Origin of the sequence: Flavobacterium ardleyense (genome assembly GCF_042686085.1) — a bacterium.
Lineage (GTDB): Bacteria > Bacteroidota > Bacteroidia > Flavobacteriales > Flavobacteriaceae > Flavobacterium > Flavobacterium ardleyense.
In genome coordinates this window covers 177,832-193,951 of record NZ_JBHUOL010000006.1, presented here as the reverse complement: position 1 = coordinate 193,951, position 16,120 = coordinate 177,832, and the positions used below count along the sequence as shown (strand labels likewise).

At 33.2% G+C, this 16,120-nt stretch carries 12 protein-coding genes and 1 pseudogene; 1 reads left to right on the top strand and 12 read right to left on the bottom strand.

Going from position 1 to position 16,120, the window contains the following annotated elements:
* Positions 1-2 precede the first annotated feature (2 nt).
* The 3 genes from ACFSX9_RS02575 to ACFSX9_RS02565 form a co-directional block, all read right to left on the bottom strand.
* Positions 3-788 (bottom strand): CbbQ/NirQ/NorQ/GpvN family protein, encoded by a 786-nt coding sequence (locus ACFSX9_RS02575; RefSeq protein WP_379804014.1) that lies wholly within the window; start codon positions 786-788, stop codon positions 3-5.
* Positions 789-893: 105 nt separating this feature from the next.
* Positions 894-2,231, bottom strand: coding sequence for a cbb3-type cytochrome c oxidase subunit I (locus ACFSX9_RS02570; protein ID WP_379804011.1), 1,338 nt, complete (start codon positions 2,229-2,231; stop codon positions 894-896).
* A 16-nt stretch (positions 2,232-2,247) separates the two neighbouring features.
* On the bottom strand, positions 2,248-2,679 hold the full coding sequence (locus ACFSX9_RS02565; protein WP_379804009.1) for a c-type cytochrome: 432 nt from the start codon (positions 2,677-2,679) through the stop codon (positions 2,248-2,250).
* A gap of 159 nt (positions 2,680-2,838) precedes the next feature.
* On the opposite strand from ACFSX9_RS02565, the gene ric reads away from it, so the two are divergent.
* Positions 2,839-3,555 (top strand): iron-sulfur cluster repair di-iron protein, encoded by a 717-nt coding sequence (gene ric / locus ACFSX9_RS02560; RefSeq protein WP_379804007.1) that lies wholly within the window; start codon positions 2,839-2,841, stop codon positions 3,553-3,555.
* 289 nt (positions 3,556-3,844) lie between these two features.
* Here ric and ACFSX9_RS02555 read toward each other — a convergent pair whose 3' ends face one another.
* The 9 genes and pseudogenes from ACFSX9_RS02555 to ACFSX9_RS02515 form a co-directional block, all read right to left on the bottom strand.
* The gene (locus ACFSX9_RS02555; protein ID WP_379804005.1) at positions 3,845-5,128 is read right to left on the bottom strand and encodes an alginate export family protein; all 1,284 of its coding nucleotides are present in this window, start codon (positions 5,126-5,128) and stop codon (positions 3,845-3,847) included.
* A 29-nt stretch (positions 5,129-5,157) separates the two neighbouring features.
* Positions 5,158-5,751: an SCO family protein gene (locus ACFSX9_RS02550; RefSeq protein ID WP_379804002.1), complete on the bottom strand. Its 594-nt coding sequence runs from the start codon at positions 5,749-5,751 to the stop codon at positions 5,158-5,160.
* 28 nt (positions 5,752-5,779) lie between these two features.
* Positions 5,780-6,562, bottom strand: coding sequence for a formylglycine-generating enzyme family protein (locus ACFSX9_RS02545; protein ID WP_379803999.1), 783 nt, complete (start codon positions 6,560-6,562; stop codon positions 5,780-5,782).
* Positions 6,563-6,587: 25 nt separating this feature from the next.
* Positions 6,588-6,905: pseudogene (locus ACFSX9_RS02540) on the bottom strand (c-type cytochrome); the annotation flags it as partial.
* A gap of 136 nt (positions 6,906-7,041) precedes the next feature.
* A complete protein-coding gene (gene nirK, locus ACFSX9_RS02535; protein ID WP_379803996.1) occupies positions 7,042-8,511 on the bottom strand; it encodes a copper-containing nitrite reductase in 1,470 nt (489 codons plus the stop codon).
* Between the two features lie 325 nt (positions 8,512-8,836).
* Positions 8,837-9,868, bottom strand: coding sequence for a TlpA family protein disulfide reductase (locus ACFSX9_RS02530; RefSeq protein ID WP_379803993.1), 1,032 nt, complete (start codon positions 9,866-9,868; stop codon positions 8,837-8,839).
* Positions 9,869-9,887: 19 nt separating this feature from the next.
* Complete coding sequence (locus tag ACFSX9_RS02525) at positions 9,888-11,306, bottom strand: RagB/SusD family nutrient uptake outer membrane protein (protein WP_379803990.1); 1,419 nt, start codon at positions 11,304-11,306, stop codon at positions 9,888-9,890.
* Between the two features lie 10 nt (positions 11,307-11,316).
* A complete protein-coding gene (locus ACFSX9_RS02520) occupies positions 11,317-14,748 on the bottom strand; it encodes a SusC/RagA family TonB-linked outer membrane protein (RefSeq protein ID WP_379803987.1) in 3,432 nt (1,143 codons plus the stop codon).
* A gap of 164 nt (positions 14,749-14,912) precedes the next feature.
* Positions 14,913-16,055 carry a FecR family protein gene (locus ACFSX9_RS02515; protein WP_379803984.1) on the bottom strand — a complete coding sequence of 381 codons (1,143 nt, stop codon included), beginning with the start codon at positions 16,053-16,055 and terminating at the stop codon, positions 14,913-14,915.
* Positions 16,056-16,120 lie beyond the last annotated feature (65 nt).

Sequence of the window (16,120 nt, the reverse complement as noted above, 5' to 3'; positions counted from 1 at the left end):
CTTTAGATCATTAAATCACATAAATCTTTCAAGGCATTGATTGTTTCGCGTTCATCCGTTAATGGTTCTACCACAGCAACGTGAACGGCTAAACGTTTTGGAAGTCCGTTGTTAATTAACTTCGCGGCGTCTACTAAAAGTCGGGTTGAAACGGTTTCGGTTAACCCCAATTCGGTTAAATTTCTAATTTTTGCACCAATTGCTACTAATTTCTGAGCGATTTCAGCTGAGATTCCAGTTTCTTTGATTAGGATTTCAGTTTCTGCTTTTGGATTTGGGTAATCAAACGAAAGTGCTACAAAACGTTGGCGTGTTGAAGGTTTCAATTCCTTAAATCCTTTTTGATATCCCGGATTGAAGGAAGCTACTAAAAGAAAATCGGGATGTGCTTTGATGGTTTCTCCTAATTTATCGATAAAAAGCTCTCTTCTGTGGTCGGTTAAGGAGTGAATGGCAACAATTACGTCTGGTCTTGCTTCTGCAACCTCATCTAAATATAAAATATGTCCGTTTTTAACGGCGATTGAAAGTGGTCCATCAATCCAAACGGTTTCTGCTCCTTTGATGATAAATCTTCCGATTAAATCCGTTGCAGACGTTTCTTCGTGACAACTTACTGTGATTAGTTTTTTATTCAATTCATTGGCCATAAATTCAATAAAACGCGATTTTCCGGAACCTGTTGGTCCTTTCAATAATAACGGCAATTGCAATTGATTGATTTGATTAAAAACTTCAATTTCTGAGCCAACTGCTTTATAAAAAATGGTTTTTTCTGCTACTAACATTTCTTTTTTTGTTTAAAAACCGAAACCAAATGCTAACAGCGACAACTCTGAGCAATTGGTCTCGGTGGGTTATTAATTGTAAACTCTAACCTAAAAAATTAATAACTATTCTTCTTTTATAAGAGCTTCATCTGTAGGTTTACCATATTTGATAAACTCAATGATGAATAATGTAATTCCTGTTGCAAATAATGTTGCACAAACTAGTAAGATGACGAAGTGAATGGCAATTTCATTTTGAACGTCCATAAAATCCATTTTCATTTTACGTTCTAAATATACTTGTGCTACTCCAGCTACTCCAAAAGCAACTGTCATTCCTAACATTCCAACGTTTGATAACCAAAATGCCATGTGACCTGGTGTGCTGTTGTAACGTTTTCTTCCCGTCATATTTGGTAAAGCATAACTAATAATTGCTAAAACAATCATCGCGTAAGCTCCCCAGAATGCGTAGTGACCGTGCATTGCTGTTACTAATGTTCCGTGTGTATAAATATTTGTTTGTGGCATTGTATGTGCAAAACCTAATAAACCAGCTCCTACAAATGAAACGATTGAAGCTCCGATGGTCCAGAACAATGCAATTTTATTAGGGTGCGATTTTTCTCCCTTGCGGTACATATAAACGGCGAATAATGCCATTGCTAAGAATGCTAGCGGTTCTAATGCTGAGAAAATTCCACCTACGATTAACCAAATTTTGTTTACACCGATGTAATAATAGTGGTGACCTGTTCCTAATAAACCTGAAAGGAACGTTAAACCTACAATTACATATAACCATTTTTCAATTACTTCACGGTCAACACCTGTAAGTTTGATTAATAAGTAAGATAAAATACCTCCCATAATTAGTTCCCAAACTCCTTCTACCCACAAGTGAACAACCCACCAACGGAAGAATGAATCGGTAACTTGACTATCAAACCAGATCATACCCGGAATGTATAATAAAGCTGCGAAAACTAATCCCATAGTTAAAACTAAAGCGGTTGTAGTTCTTCTTTCTGCTTTGTATAGAGTTCCTAAGATTAGGAATAAGAATAACAAGACATTTACAACTACTAAATAATCTAATTCTCTTGGGATTTCTAAGAATTTTCGTCCTTCCCAAATGTTGAAGTGAAAACCAACAATAGCTAAAACACCTACAACTGCAAGAGAAATTAACTGAACATATGCTAATTTAACATTAATTAATTCGCGTTGTGCTTCTTCAGGGATAATGTAATAAGCGGCTCCCATGAAACCCGTTAACAACCAAACTACTAATAAGTTTGTATGAACAGCTCTTGCTGTATTAAAAGGAATCCAGTCGTGCAGGCCATCCATTCCTATTCGGGCAAAGCCCATTATAAAACCGTAGACAATTTGCAATGCAAACAATAACATGCATAAGGCAAAAAACCAATAGGCTACTTTCTGTGATTTATATTTCATAATTCTATTTTTTAGATTATTTGTCTTTAGCTAAAGGTGAAACTACGCGTTCAAAGCCATTCAAATCAATTTTTCCGATCCACTTAAAATAAGCGATTACAGCTTCAGCGTCGGCGTCATTCATTTCGTATTTGACCATTTTCCTTCCTTTAGGACCCCAAGGAATTGGAGCTTGAAGTACGGCTTTTACATAACCTTCTCCCCTTCTGTCAATAACTTTTGTAAGTTCTGGTGCATAATAGCCACCCTCTCCAAGTATGGTATGACATCCCATACAGTTATTCGATTCCCAAATTTCTTTTCCTCGAATAACTTTTGCATCAATTTTCTCATGATACGTTTGATCGTTTCCAGGCATGAACGAGTACACCGTTAATCCAATAAAGACTAAAAAGGTTATAACTGTTCCTCCTAGAAAAAATGTTCTGGCTTGTGATTTTGATAACATAATTAATAGTTTAGTTTTACAAAAAACATTGAGGATAAAAGCATCCTCTATTTTCTAAAGCAAAATAAATGAATAAAAATTAGTCCTATTATGATTACAATCATAAAATAGAATTTAAATTAAGGATAAATTTGTCTTCTATTTAAAATATAACTTATTATGGTATTAGATACAAACAAAACAATCGGTGAAATGGTTGCGGAAGATTACAGAACAGCCAGTGTTTTTAGTGAAAATAGAATTGATTTCTGCTGCAAAGGTAACAGAACTTTAGATGAAGTTTGCAGTGAAAAAGGTTTAGACGTTTATACGCTTTTAGACCAATTAGAAAAAGTTACGGCTAGCAACAATACGAGTATTGACTTTAACACGTGGGAATTAGATTTGCTAATCGACTATATTGAGAAAAAACACCACCGTTATGTAGAGGAGAAAATTCCAGTATTACTTTCTTTCTTACTAAAACTAGAACAAGTACACGGTGTTGCGCATCCTGAATTATTTGAAATTAAAAAATTATTCAAAAGAACTGCAGATGAATTGACACAACACATGAAGAAAGAAGAGTTGATTCTTTTCCCTTACATTAAGCAAATGGTTGAAGCAGCTCGTAATAAAACACCTTTAAACGCTCCTGGGTTTGGCTCTGTAGCAAATCCAATTGCTATGATGATGGAAGAACACGAGAACGAAGGAAATCGTTTTGAGCAAATTGTGGAAATATCTAATAACTACACTCCTCCTACTGATGGTTGCAATACTTATAAAGTAACGTTCCAAATGCTTCAAGAGTTTGAAAATGATTTACACACACACATACATTTAGAAAATAATATATTGTTTCCAAAAGCAATTGTATTGCAAGATAATTTTTAATAGTTGATGGGTTCTTTAAAGTTAAGTCGTCTTGTTTAAGGGGCGACTGACTTTAAAGATTAAAGGACTGCTAATGTGATGTTAGCAGTCCTTTTTGAATATATACTACTCCAATACGATATAATTTATAAGTAAACGATTCCGAAGTAAATGAGAAATTTAGCGAAGCCTAATCGTTTGAGAAATTTATGTAGAGTTCTTTAAGAGTCGACTTAATTTAAAATAAAAGGACTGCTAATGTACTATTAGCAGTCCTTTTTCGAATTAATAATAACCTACCTATAACTAATTAATCTTTATTTTTATAGGTAAACAATTGCGGATTAAATGATACCATTACCCAAGCCCAATTGTTACCGTTTGATTTGTCTCCTCCTTTTAGTGCTTCCATACTAGAACTTGCAAACAGTTTAGATACACCGCCAGAAATAAGGAAGTTTTTATCTATTTTGTAAGAAGCTGTTAGATCAATTTCTGTTCCCAGATAACTATCTTGTTTTTCAAATGTTGTAGTATTATATAATGAAGCAGCGCTATAAAATAAATGCGGCGTTAGCGCTACTTGCCATTTGTCTTTGTCCAATGTAAATTTGGCATAAACATCTTGTAAGCCTACCGAATTCTTATGATTTCCTACATAGAAATAATCCATAAAACCATTAAATCCGTGGTTGGTTCCAAATAAAGGCGTGAATGATTTAAATTTTGAATCCGAATCATCTTGATCTTTTCCGGAAAGGTATTCAAATCCTACCTCTGCTTTGAACGCTTCTGTGAATTTATAACCCAAATTAAATCCTCCGTAATAAGCTGAAATCGCTTCTTTATCATTTGGTAAAGCAACTTCACCTGTTTGCAAGTAAAGACCTAAATCTCCGAAGAATTTAGTACCGCTCCACTTTCCATAAGCACCTACAGTCTGTAAATAAGCAACTTGAAATTTATTTTCTACTAAATTTTCGTATTGGTAACCTGTATTCATCGCTAATAAACTAATGCTAGTATTCGTGAATTTCTTATTTAACCAAGCAAATTGCATGTTCTTATAATTGGTTGAATAAGCAACTTCATATAAAGCTTCATTGTTGTTGTTCAAAGCAGCACCCAAATCGAATTGGTAACTATTTTTCTTGTTCGAAACCAATAACGCGTCGTGACTTTGACCTTGTTGTGCCCAGTCAATTCCTCCTAATATTCTTTGATTGTCATAAGACAACACTTGTCGGCCTATTTTCGTAGACCATGATTCATTGAAATCATAACTCAACCAAGATTCAAACAAAGCAATTCCGTTTTTATCAGAAGGTGAAGTCGTTGCTACATCTCCCCAAATTCTAACATTTTGAAAAGACACATTCGCTTTTAATTTGTCTTGTTTGTAGAAAAAATTCATTCTTGAACGTTGGGAAACTAATGAAGTAGGATACAAATCGTCTTTCATTAATTCTTTATAACCATTTCGGTATTCAAATCTTGGTCTTATTTGTAAGTTTACGTCTAACTCTTGGCCATAAGAACTTGCCGTTGTAATTGCCAAGGCAACTGCAACAAATAATTTATTATTTAGTTTCATGATTTTAGTTTTCTAAGTTTGAAGAGTAACTATTTTATTTTAGCCGCTTCCTCTATGATTTTAGAAACTGTTTTATCATAACCAGTTCCTAAACCTTCTTGTTGGTATGTCATTTCGCCTTCTGCATCAAAAATACTAATGATATTAGAATGTGAAAAATCGATAGGTGATATTTTTTTGTAATTTACCGCTAATACTGCTGCAAATTCTCTTGTATTTTCTTCATTTGAACGAAGAAAAGTCCATTGATTCCCTGTCATTTTGTTTTCTATAGAGAATTCTTTCAAGCGTTCTGGTGTGTCAACTGTTGGATCGATACTCACCAACACTAAATTCACTTTATCTTTATTTTCTTTTGGAATTAATTCTTCAATATGGCGCATATCCGCAACTAATCTTGGACAAGCCGATTTGCATGAAGTATAAATCATTACCATCACCAATACTTTTCCTCTCAATTCTTTTAACTCAATGTCTTTTCCATCTTGATTGGTCCATTTTTCAGGTAAGTTATAGATTGATAAATCAGTAATTGGTTTCTCTGCTACATCCTTTTTCTCTTCTTTCGAATTGCAACTTACCAGTACTAAAAAGGCAATTGCTACTAACATCATTTTTTTCATGATATTTAATTTTAAATTGAAAACTCAATTATTCGATGTTTTTGGCACATCGAAAGCCTAAATTTTTTGTAGTATAATTTGCTTTCACACTTCCTCTAAAAGCATAACGCATAAAAGCTGCATAATTCATTAAATCGGTTGCATTTACTGAGCCACTTCCGCAAAACAACTCTTTATCTGTGTCTTTGTCTTTTCTAGATTCACCTGATAAAAAAATGCTGTTGAAATCGAAAGTCCATTCCCACACTAATCCGTGCATGTCATAAACGCCCCAATAGTTCTTAAAGGTTTGCCCGACTGGATTGTTGTAAGTTTTATTTTTTTCGTACCAACTTAATATGTATTTATTGAATTCTTCTCTAGAGCGAGCGTCTTTTCGCTTTTCATCGGCCATTGCAACATATTCCCATTCGTCTAATGTGGCTAATCTTTTCCCTTGACAAGAACAATATTCTTTAGCAGCAAACCATGAAATATTAGTTACTGGTGCATTTGCATTTAAGGCTCCAAAACTTAGATCGTCTGTCCACTCTGATAAATAAGTTTTATTAGCAAATAACCCTTTAATTTTAGATTTTCTATAGTTCGTATTTTCTTTTACAAACGCTAAATATTCTTTGTTGGTCACTGGATAAATATCCAATAAAAAAGCATTTACTTTTACCGGTTGCTTATCATCTGTTCCATACAATGGAATGTAATTACCTGTTCCTACGGTTGCCATGTTTTCGGTTCCCTGAGAAAAAGAGATGGAAACCCAAAAAAGCAAAACTAGACAGTAGTTAAATCGATTGTTAATTTGAGTTTCCATTTTTTATTATATTTACTATTATTATTTATTTTTTGCCTCTTTGTGCTTTTACCATTCCTGGCGTCACTTTTGTGTTGTTATTTCCCCAACTGCTGTAAACATACGTTAAAACATCGGCTACTTGTTGGTCATTTAATCCCTGACTAGTCATGACACTATTATACTTCTTACCGTTTACAGTAATTGGTCCTGTTAATCCGTTTAAAACCGCTTTAATTGCTCTGTTTACATCGGCATTTAAGTAATCTGACTTCGCTAATGGTGGAAATGCATTTGGGATCCCAACTCCAGTTGCTTGATGACAAGCTACACAAGTTTTAGCATAAATAGCTTTTCCTTTTGCACCATCTTGAAATGCTACTACTTCCGTAGTTTTTGTTGTTGGTAATTTAAAACTGATTAAAGTTCCTGTAACTAGTAGTGCTAGAGCACCGAAGATTATTTTTTTCATTTTGTTTGATTGTTATGTATTTAATTAATTATTCATGCATGTCTTTTGCTTTTACAGCGGGTTTTGCGCGTTGTGTTTTAACCATTTCTGGAGTAACTCTAGTTTTATTATTACCCCAACTGTTGTATACATAAGTTAGAACGTCTGATATTTCTTGGTCTGTTAAATTTTGACTCGTCATTACAGAGTTGTATTTTTTACCATTTACAGTAACTTCACCACTTAAACCATGAAGAACCGCATTGATTGAACGGTCAATATCTGCGTTCAAGTAATCTGATTTTGCTAAAGGAGGGAAAGCATTTGGAATCCCTTGTCCTTCAGATTGGTGACAAGCAAAACAAGTGTTTGAGAAAATATTCTTACCATCATTCATTTGTTGGGCTAAAGTTTTGTTCACAATAACTTCTTTTCCGTTAGCTACTTTCGGCATGTTTTGGATTGTTCCACCTTCTGGCATATAAATACCTTCTTGTGTCGTTCCAGAATATATTTTACCATTTTCTTTTCCTTCCACTTTTAACATTCCTAAAGCTCCTTTATTGAAAGCTCTGAAAATGGAGTGGTCAACTAAAATTAAAGTTCCTGGTACATCGACTTTAAATTCTACTATAACAGCACCACCCGCAGGAACCAAGGTTGTTTGAATATTAGTATTAATCATATCGCCACCTTCAATGTGTACTTTATCAAAAATTTCACCAATAACGTGGAATGAAGAAACTAAGTTAGGTCCACCATTACCCATGTAAATACGTACTGTTTCACCTACTTTAGCAGTTAAAGATTTGTCACCTGTTAAGGCTCCAACTTTACCGTTAAAAACTACATAATCTGCTTTTTCTTCTACCGCTTTGGTCATATCAAAAGGTTGAACACCTGGATCTCCATATTTACCTTTAGTATAAAAATCACCTTGCATCACATAGTATTCTTTGTCTACTGGAGGTAAACCACCTTCAGGTTCCACTAAGATTAAACCGTACATACCATTTGCAATGTGCATTCCTACCGGAGCAGTAGCACAATGGTAAACAAACAATCCAGGATTAAGACATTTGAAATTGAACGTTTTAGAATGTCCTGGCGCCACTAAAGATGAAGCTGCTCCACCTCCTGGTCCAGTAACGGCATGTAAATCAATGTTGTGAGGCAATTTGTTGTCTGGGTGATTTTTCAATGTAAATTCCACTTCATCTCCAACTCTTGCTCTGATAAAACTTCCTGGTACACTTCCTCCAAACGTCCAGTAGTTATATTTTACACCATCGGCCATTTCGCCTTGCTCCTCTTTGATTTCCATATGAACAATCAATTTTGTGGCCTTACGATTTCCAATAGGTTTAGGAACAAAAGGTGGCGCTGTCAATTCAGCAGTCATTTGGTCTACAACTGCAAGAGTTGAATAATCAGTGGAAGATTCACTGTTTTGCTTACACGCTACACTCGAGAGACAAGCAATAGTAACTACAAGTATTCTTTTAATAAAATTACTCATGATAAAAAATTTAGTTTATTATTGGTTCAACAACAGCTCATTATCCTGTTGTTGTATGGGACAAAATTAGAAGACAAAAACATCCTTTAATATGACATAAATCATATTTCTAAAAAAAAGAAAATTATTTGTAAAAGTGCAATTACTAACTCAAAAAAAAGGTGAAGAAAAACTTTTAGGTTAACTACAAACAACTGAAAATCAATAGTAAATAAATTTTAGGCACAAAAAAAACACTTGTAATAAAATCACAAGTGTTTTGAAAAATAATTAACTTTAAAATAATCTATGTAATTGCTTCGATGCGAAACACTACTTTTTTATACTAAATTGCTAAGCCATTTAATATTGTTTTCAGTTTTTCTTCCGATGGACGAGGCGCATCGTAATTAATAATTTTTCCAGCTGGATCAATTAAAATGAATCTTGGAATTCCGTAAATGAAATAATCCTGAACGAATTGAGATTCATAATCTTTATCTGCTAAAAGCTGGATCCCTCCCATTTTCTTATCTTTAATCATAGTTCTCCATTTTGCTTCATCTTTAAGATTATCAATTGAAAGACTGATGAATTTAATGTTTTTACCATGATATTGCTCTTCTACTTTAGCTAAAAATGGTATTTCGTATTTACAAGGACCACACCAAGTTGCCCAAACATCGATATAAACATAACTTCCTCTGAAGTCTTTTAAAGATGATTTTCCACCAGCATAGTTCATATAATCTGTAAACTCAGGCGACTGATTTCCTGGTGCTAAAGCTTTATTTACCTTTTGTTGTTCTTGGTATGCAATTAAATTATCTTTTTCAAAAGCTACTAAATTTAATTCTTGGTTGCTTACGAAACTAGAATCTAATTCAGATTTTTTTGATTTTAAAGTAGTACCAATTCCATCTAAATAAGATTTCGTTTTTTTATCAAAAGCGTCTTGCTCTAAGTTGTAATAGTCTTTATAATCTTCACCATAAAGTTTATTGTCTTCTGCTGCCTTGAATTTTAAGAAGTTGTTTTCAGCTTCACCTTTACCTGTGAATTTTAAACTTTCGCTAAATTTTTCTGTGTCAACCTCAATTTTAAGATCCATATCGTTTGCCACGAATAAACCAAAAGCATTTTTATAAACCGCAGTAAATAGCGTTGGTTCTTCCATTCTTAATGTATCTAAGAATGTTCCATCTTTAGCTACAGCAACCATAACCGTTTTATCATTTTTAGCATCGTATAAACGAAGTTGCAAACTGTCGATTGGGTTTGTAATTGTTCCTTGAACAATAGCATAATCTTTTGGTGGAGTTTGTTTTTGACAAGCCACAACCATTAAAATAGAAGCAATAATTAATATCTTTTTCATGTGTATATAGAGTTTAAAATTAATAACCTGGATTTTGAATCACGGTATTGTTACCGATAATTACTTGTGTTGGAATTGGTAAAATGAATTGATTAACATTAGTTAAAGTTGGTTTTACAGCTAAAGCGTCTAGATCGCCTAAAGTATGGTAACGCACTAAATCAAACCATGGTTCTCCATTTTCATAAAACAATTCTAATAATTTTTCTTGACGAATATCTCCTAATAAAGTAGGCTTGTCAGAAAATGTTTTTAGAGTTACATTAGCTCTTAATCTAATATCATTTAAACGTTCTGTTGCTAAATCTAAATCCCCACCAACTCTTCTAGCTTCTGCTTCTGCTTGAATTAAATAAATTTCTCCTAATCTCAAATGATACATTGTATTATTTTGAGAACTAGTTGTACTTTGAAAAGGATATTTTCCTTGACCATTAGAACCTTTTGTAGCATTGGAATAGGCAAAGCTAAAACGTGGATCGTAATTAGACCCAGATCCAGCTAAATCACCGTCATTTGCAGTACCAACTTGACTATCTGCTAATGTTTTAAACGTGTTACTATAAGTTGTTCTGTTGATTTGATCCATATTGCTTCCACCTTCAGCATTTGATCCTGAAAAAGGAGCAAAAATTACTTCTGAAGAATTGAAACTGTTAGAAAATATAGCTGCATAAGTTGGTTCGAGTTCATAGCCTTCGAAATTAGTAATCACTTCATCTGCTAAAGATGCTGCTTCGTCATAATTACCTCTGTATAATTCAACTTTAGCTAATAAAGCTTTTGCCGCTAAACTTCCTGAATAAAAATGTTCAATAAATGTAGGACCATTTGCAGCTGCAAAATCTAAATCAGCGTAAATTAAGTCATACACTTCTTGCACCGTATTTCTTGGTTTTGCTTCTAGTCTAGTTGCAAATGTTGTACGAACCACTACTCCATAAGTAGAATTCATATCATAAAATTGTCCAAAATAACGCACTAAATTAAAATAAGCAAACGCTCTTTGAAATTTAGCTTCCGAAATCATTTCGTTCTTTTTCATCTCAGAAATCCCGACAGCTTTTCCCGATTCTAAACCCTCAATTAAAAAATTACTTAGATTAATAATTTTATAGTATCCGTTGTATAGGTTAGTTAAAAACTGATTATCTGAAGGAACTTCGTTAGTATTAAAACCAGTTCCACCGTTTAACTGTCCTGAAATTCTTCCTTCATTACCATAGGCAGCAAGATATAATGGAAACGAACTCACGCTAAATTCACGTCCCATATCATAAATTCCATTTAATACCAATTGGGCAGAAGCCACATCTCGAATTGCATTGTTAGCTGTTAATTGATTTTCGGGTTGAATCTTATCAATATCACAACTTGATACCATCGCAAAAATCGGTAAAAGTAAAGCTGCTGTAATTATTTTTATATATGTTTTCATAAGACTTTAATTAAAATTGAAATTGAACACCAAAAGAAACTGATTTAGATAAAGGGTAAGGGTCTTCGTTATTAACTTGATCAACAATGCCGCCTCTTTCTGAAAATGTTTCAGGATCCATACCTGGCCAATTTGTCCAAGTCATTAAGTTTGTAGCTGTTAACATTAATTTTGCATTGGTAAGTCCTATTTTTTTCATCAATAAACTATCGAAATTATAGAAAAATTGAAGATTTTTTAATCTTAAATAAGAGGTGTCATACAAGTACCTATCCGATATACGACTACTACCAGATGGATCAAAATACAAAGCTCTTGCATAACGTGCATCTGGCGTTTCCGGCGTCCAAGTGTTTAAAGCATATTCGCTGTATTTATTTTCTCCTAAAATATTTAATGTTCCAAAAGGAATATTAGACCATGTTCTTTCTCCTCCCACTGAATATTGAAACAAAGCAGTAAGTCCGAAGTTTTTATAAGTGAATGTATTTGAAATTCCACCAAAAAAGTCGGGTTGAATATTTCCAATAACTGTTCTATCGGCAACACTAATTTCGCCATCACCATTTATATCTTCATACAAATAATCACCCACTCCAGTTGAAGACAAATCATATAAACCCGTTGGTGAAGCTGCATTTAAATCATCAATTTCAGTTTGATTTTGAATAATCTTAACCACTTTGTATCCTTTGATAGTTCCTACAGGTTGTCCTTCAACAAAATAATCTAAACTAAATGGATTAATTTCCGCACCTTTAATTTTAATTAATTTATTTCTGTTTAACGACCAGTTGATGTTAGTTGTCCAAGAAAAATCTTCCGTCTTAATAATATCTCCACCTAAACTAATTTCTAATCCTCTATTTGAAATATCAACAAAGTTTGAGAAATAAGTGTTAGAACCCAGTTCTTGAGGAATTGGTGTGTTTGCCAATGCGTCTGTTGTTTTTCTACTGTAAACATCGATTCCCCCGCGTAATCTTGAGTTGAAAAATGCAAAATCTAAACCTGCGTTAATTTCTGACGTTTTTTCCCATCCAATATTTACATTTGGAAAAACATTACTTGGAACTACCGCTGAGTTGCCATTATACAAATCATCTGAATCCGATTTAAAAAATTGTAAATAAGCGAAATCTGCAGTATTTGTAGACCCCACTTTACCAGCACTTAAACGTAATCGTAACGTATTAATCTTTTCACTATCTGCTAGGAAATCTTCGTTCGAAATGTTCCAACTAGTGGACACGGAAGGAAAATAAGCTCGTTTATTTTCAGGTCCAAATTTAGATGAAGTATCCGTTCTAAAGTTGATGGTTGCATTGTATTTATTTTTGTAATCATAAGTAAGACGTGAGAACATTGAATTTAATCCAGTTTCTAATCTGTTACTTCTATAAGTACCAACATTTTGTGCTGATGAACCATTAATAAGAATATCATCGTCAGGAAATCCAACAAAAAATTGATCTTTATTTCTAAAATTCGTTCTATCCCATGCTGCTCCTACTAATGCACTGAAATTATTATTATTAATTTTAAAGCTGTAGTTCGCAGTAAGATTTGTTGTTACGTTTGAAACTAAATTACTTGATTCTGCTAAAAATGATTCGTTTGGTGCAAAAATTAAATCAGTTTGTGTAATCTTTGGAATGAAAGTACTGTTATCTGCGTAAAAAAGAGCCGTGTTAACGTCCGCTTTTAATTTCAGTTTTCTTATTGGTTCATATTCTAAGTAAGTATTTCCAATAAAATTATAACTTTGATTCTTTGTTTTATTTTTTAAGCGCATTAATGGATTTGGCTCTAAAGTTTGAAAAGAACCATAAGCATAATCTGGCTGACCTAAAAGATTTCCATTGTCATCATAAGCAGGCAAATCTGGACGTGCTCTTGCAATAGAACTATTAACAGTATATTGACCTAGAATATCATCTTCTCCTGATTTTGTATCTACGTGAGAAAGATTCACAGTACCACCAGCTTTTACTTTTTTAGATAAGTTAGTATCCATAGACAAACCTAAAGTGTATTGTTTGATACCATCATTGATTGTTAATCCTTCTTGATCTAAAAATCCTACGCGAAGTGAGTAGTTGCTGTTTTCACTTCCTCCAGTAATACCAACATTTGTTTGTTTTGTAACTGCTAATTTTCTAAATACTAAATCATTCCAGTCTGTATCTGCATCTCCAAAATATTCATCTCTTAAGCCATTGTAAGTTACTTCAAACGTATCGAAATCTAAATCAACCATTCCAATATTATCTAAGTCAAATGCGAAAAATGGATCAATCTGACCTGCATTCATTGCGTTTACAGAGTTCTTGATTAACATATCGTAAAAATTACGGTATTGTTTAGCATTCAACACATCCACCTTCTTAATAGGTGTTGCTAAAGTTGTAGAATACGAAAAGTTTACCTTCGTATCTTGATTGCGTTTTCCTTTTTTAGTTTGTACAATGATCACACCATTTGCACCACGAGAACCGTAAATAGACGTTGCAGCAGCATCTTTCAATACGTCAAAACTTTCAATATCATCTGGGTTCAATGTCAATAAAGGATTAGCTCCGTTTAGCCCGTCAATGTTAAAAGGAACACCATCAATTACAAATAAAGGTTGATTTAACTTGCCTATTCCTGATAATGGCGAAGTAATTCCTCTAATCTGAATGCTAACTGGCGAACCAGGTCTTCCTGAAGATTGAGAAACACTTACTCCTTTTACTAAACCACCTAAAGATCTGTCAAAACCAACTGAACCAGTTGAAGCCTGAACAATATCGGATGTTTTTACTGAAGAAACTGCACCAGTTACATTTTCACGCTTTTGGGTTCCATATCCAATTAAAACCACTTCTTCTAATTGTGCAAAATCTTCTTTTAACGTAATGGTGAAATTAGTTTGATTTCCCACAACTATTCGCTCTGTTTTATATCCTAATGAAGAAATCACAATGACATTTTCTCCTTCTTTTAATACGATTTTAAAAAATCCATCAAAATTAGCTACCACTCCACGATTTGTGCCTTCAACGGTAATAGAAGCTCCAGCCATTTCTAAGCCTTTTTCATCTTTAATTGTACCGATGATTTCACGATTTTGTACAATACTCTTCTTAGTAGGTTTAGCTTTTATGATGATGGTTTTGTTTGCATTATATTCAAAATCAAAATCACCTACAGATAACGTTTTCTCTAATAAGTTTTTAGTACTAATTGTGCCTTTTGTTAGTTCAATTTTGGGAACATTTTTAAAAATTCCTTCTTGATAGATAAATTTATAATCTGTTTGATTCATAATCAAGTCGAAAACTTCGTCTGCCGATACTTTTTTATTTGCATCGATAACTACAGCAGCAGTTTGTCCAAAACCTTTTTCTGGAGAAATGCTGAAAGCAGATAAACAAAACAGAAATATAAATACTCTCATAATGTTAATGGGTAGTTTTTTTCTTACTGTGAAAAAAACATTAGTAAAATTAATTTTCATAAGTTTGCATAGTTGTTAATGGTTTTACAATAAAATTAGTTAATAGCGGTATTAGGGGGATAAAGAAGAAACTTTGCACGGTCGAAATCTTTATTCCCTTTTTTTTATTTCAAATAAATAGTCTTGTTTTTTATTTGATATGAATTTATAAGACTGGCGCTTTTTATAGCGACTAATATTTCTTCAATAGATTGCTCTTTTCCTAAAACACCTTTAAATGAAAGATGCTCAATGGATTTATTTTCAAAAACTACTTCAACATCATACCATCTTGATAAGACTTTCATAATTTCTTTCAGGTTTTTGCCCTTAAAACTAAAAATCCCATCTTTCCACGCAATTTCGTGTTGAACAGCAACCAACTGAGATGTTGTTTTTTCGTTTTCAAGATTTAAAACAATTTGTTCGTTTGGTTTTAGCACTTGTATATTATTTTTAAACTGAAATTCAATTTTACCTTCTATTAAAGTTGTATAAATACTTTCTTCGTCTTGATAGGCTTTAATATTAAATTCCGTTCCTAAAACTTCGATATTTTGTTTATTCGTGATGACGTTAAAATGAGCGCCATTATGATTTTTACTAGATGAAACTGCGAAATAAGCTTCACCATAAACTAATTCTACTTGTCGTGATTGGCCTGAATTAAAAGTTACTGGGAATTTCAATTTTGATTCCGAGTTTAACCAGACTTTTGTTCCGTCTGATAATTGTACAAAAAACTGTCCTCCTCTCGGAATAGTCAAATAGTTATAAACAACCTCTTTTTCCTTATTGTCATTTTCTTGGTATACCAATGATTCTCCGTTTGAATTAGCGTTTTTACTTTCAAACGACTTTCCTTTTTCTAAAGAGATTGTTTCGCCATTTTCTAAAGTTAGGAGTGCTTTATCCGAACCAATTAAAATAGGTTGTTCAGCAATTACGATAGTTTCAACGTCTGGCGCTGCGTTATTAGTAAGCAAAAAGAAAGTAGCACTAAAGAATAATAAAAATGATGCAGCAACTGCGTAAAAAGTATATGAGGTAAAGAAGTTAGGTTTTCTTTGAACAGGTGGCGTCTCAATAGCGGTCAAAATATTTTTCCATACTTTGTCTTTACTATTTTGAATCTTTAAAACTTCTGACTTGTCAAAATCTTTACCTTGATAAGAATCTAAAAAAGTTTCTAACAAGATAATTTCTTCCTCCGAACATTGATCGTTGGTGTATTTTGAAAACAGTATTTGAGCCTGTGCTTTGTCCATTGAGATTAAAATAAACTTAAAAATTAAAGAATACTTCTATAAGTACCGAAACGAACATAAAGGTA

Bases quoted from the DNA above. Each gene is read 5' to 3' on its own strand.
- ACFSX9_RS02555 (WP_379804005.1), bottom strand. From the start codon at position 5,128: ATGAAACTAAATAATAAATTATTTGTTGCAGTTGCCTTGGCAATTACA.
- ric (WP_379804007.1), top strand. From the start codon at position 2,839: ATGGTATTAGATACAAACAAAACAATCGGTGAAATGGTTGCGGAAGAT.
- ACFSX9_RS02575 (WP_379804014.1), bottom strand. From the start codon at position 788: ATGTTAGTAGCAGAAAAAACCATTTTTTATAAAGCAGTTGGCTCAGAA.
- ACFSX9_RS02570 (WP_379804011.1), bottom strand. From the start codon at position 2,231: ATGAAATATAAATCACAGAAAGTAGCCTATTGGTTTTTTGCCTTATGC.
- ACFSX9_RS02545 (WP_379803999.1), bottom strand. From the start codon at position 6,562: ATGGAAACTCAAATTAACAATCGATTTAACTACTGTCTAGTTTTGCTT.
- ACFSX9_RS02565 (WP_379804009.1), bottom strand. From the start codon at position 2,679: ATGTTATCAAAATCACAAGCCAGAACATTTTTTCTAGGAGGAACAGTT.
- ACFSX9_RS02550 (WP_379804002.1), bottom strand. From the start codon at position 5,751: ATGAAAAAAATGATGTTAGTAGCAATTGCCTTTTTAGTACTGGTAAGT.
- ACFSX9_RS02515 (WP_379803984.1), bottom strand. From the start codon at position 16,055: ATGGACAAAGCACAGGCTCAAATACTGTTTTCAAAATACACCAACGAT.
- ACFSX9_RS02530 (WP_379803993.1), bottom strand. From the start codon at position 9,868: ATGAAAAAGATATTAATTATTGCTTCTATTTTAATGGTTGTGGCTTGT.
- ACFSX9_RS02520 (WP_379803987.1), bottom strand. From the start codon at position 14,748: ATGAGAGTATTTATATTTCTGTTTTGTTTATCTGCTTTCAGCATTTCT.
- ACFSX9_RS02525 (WP_379803990.1), bottom strand. From the start codon at position 11,306: ATGAAAACATATATAAAAATAATTACAGCAGCTTTACTTTTACCGATT.
- nirK (WP_379803996.1), bottom strand. From the start codon at position 8,511: ATGAGTAATTTTATTAAAAGAATACTTGTAGTTACTATTGCTTGTCTC.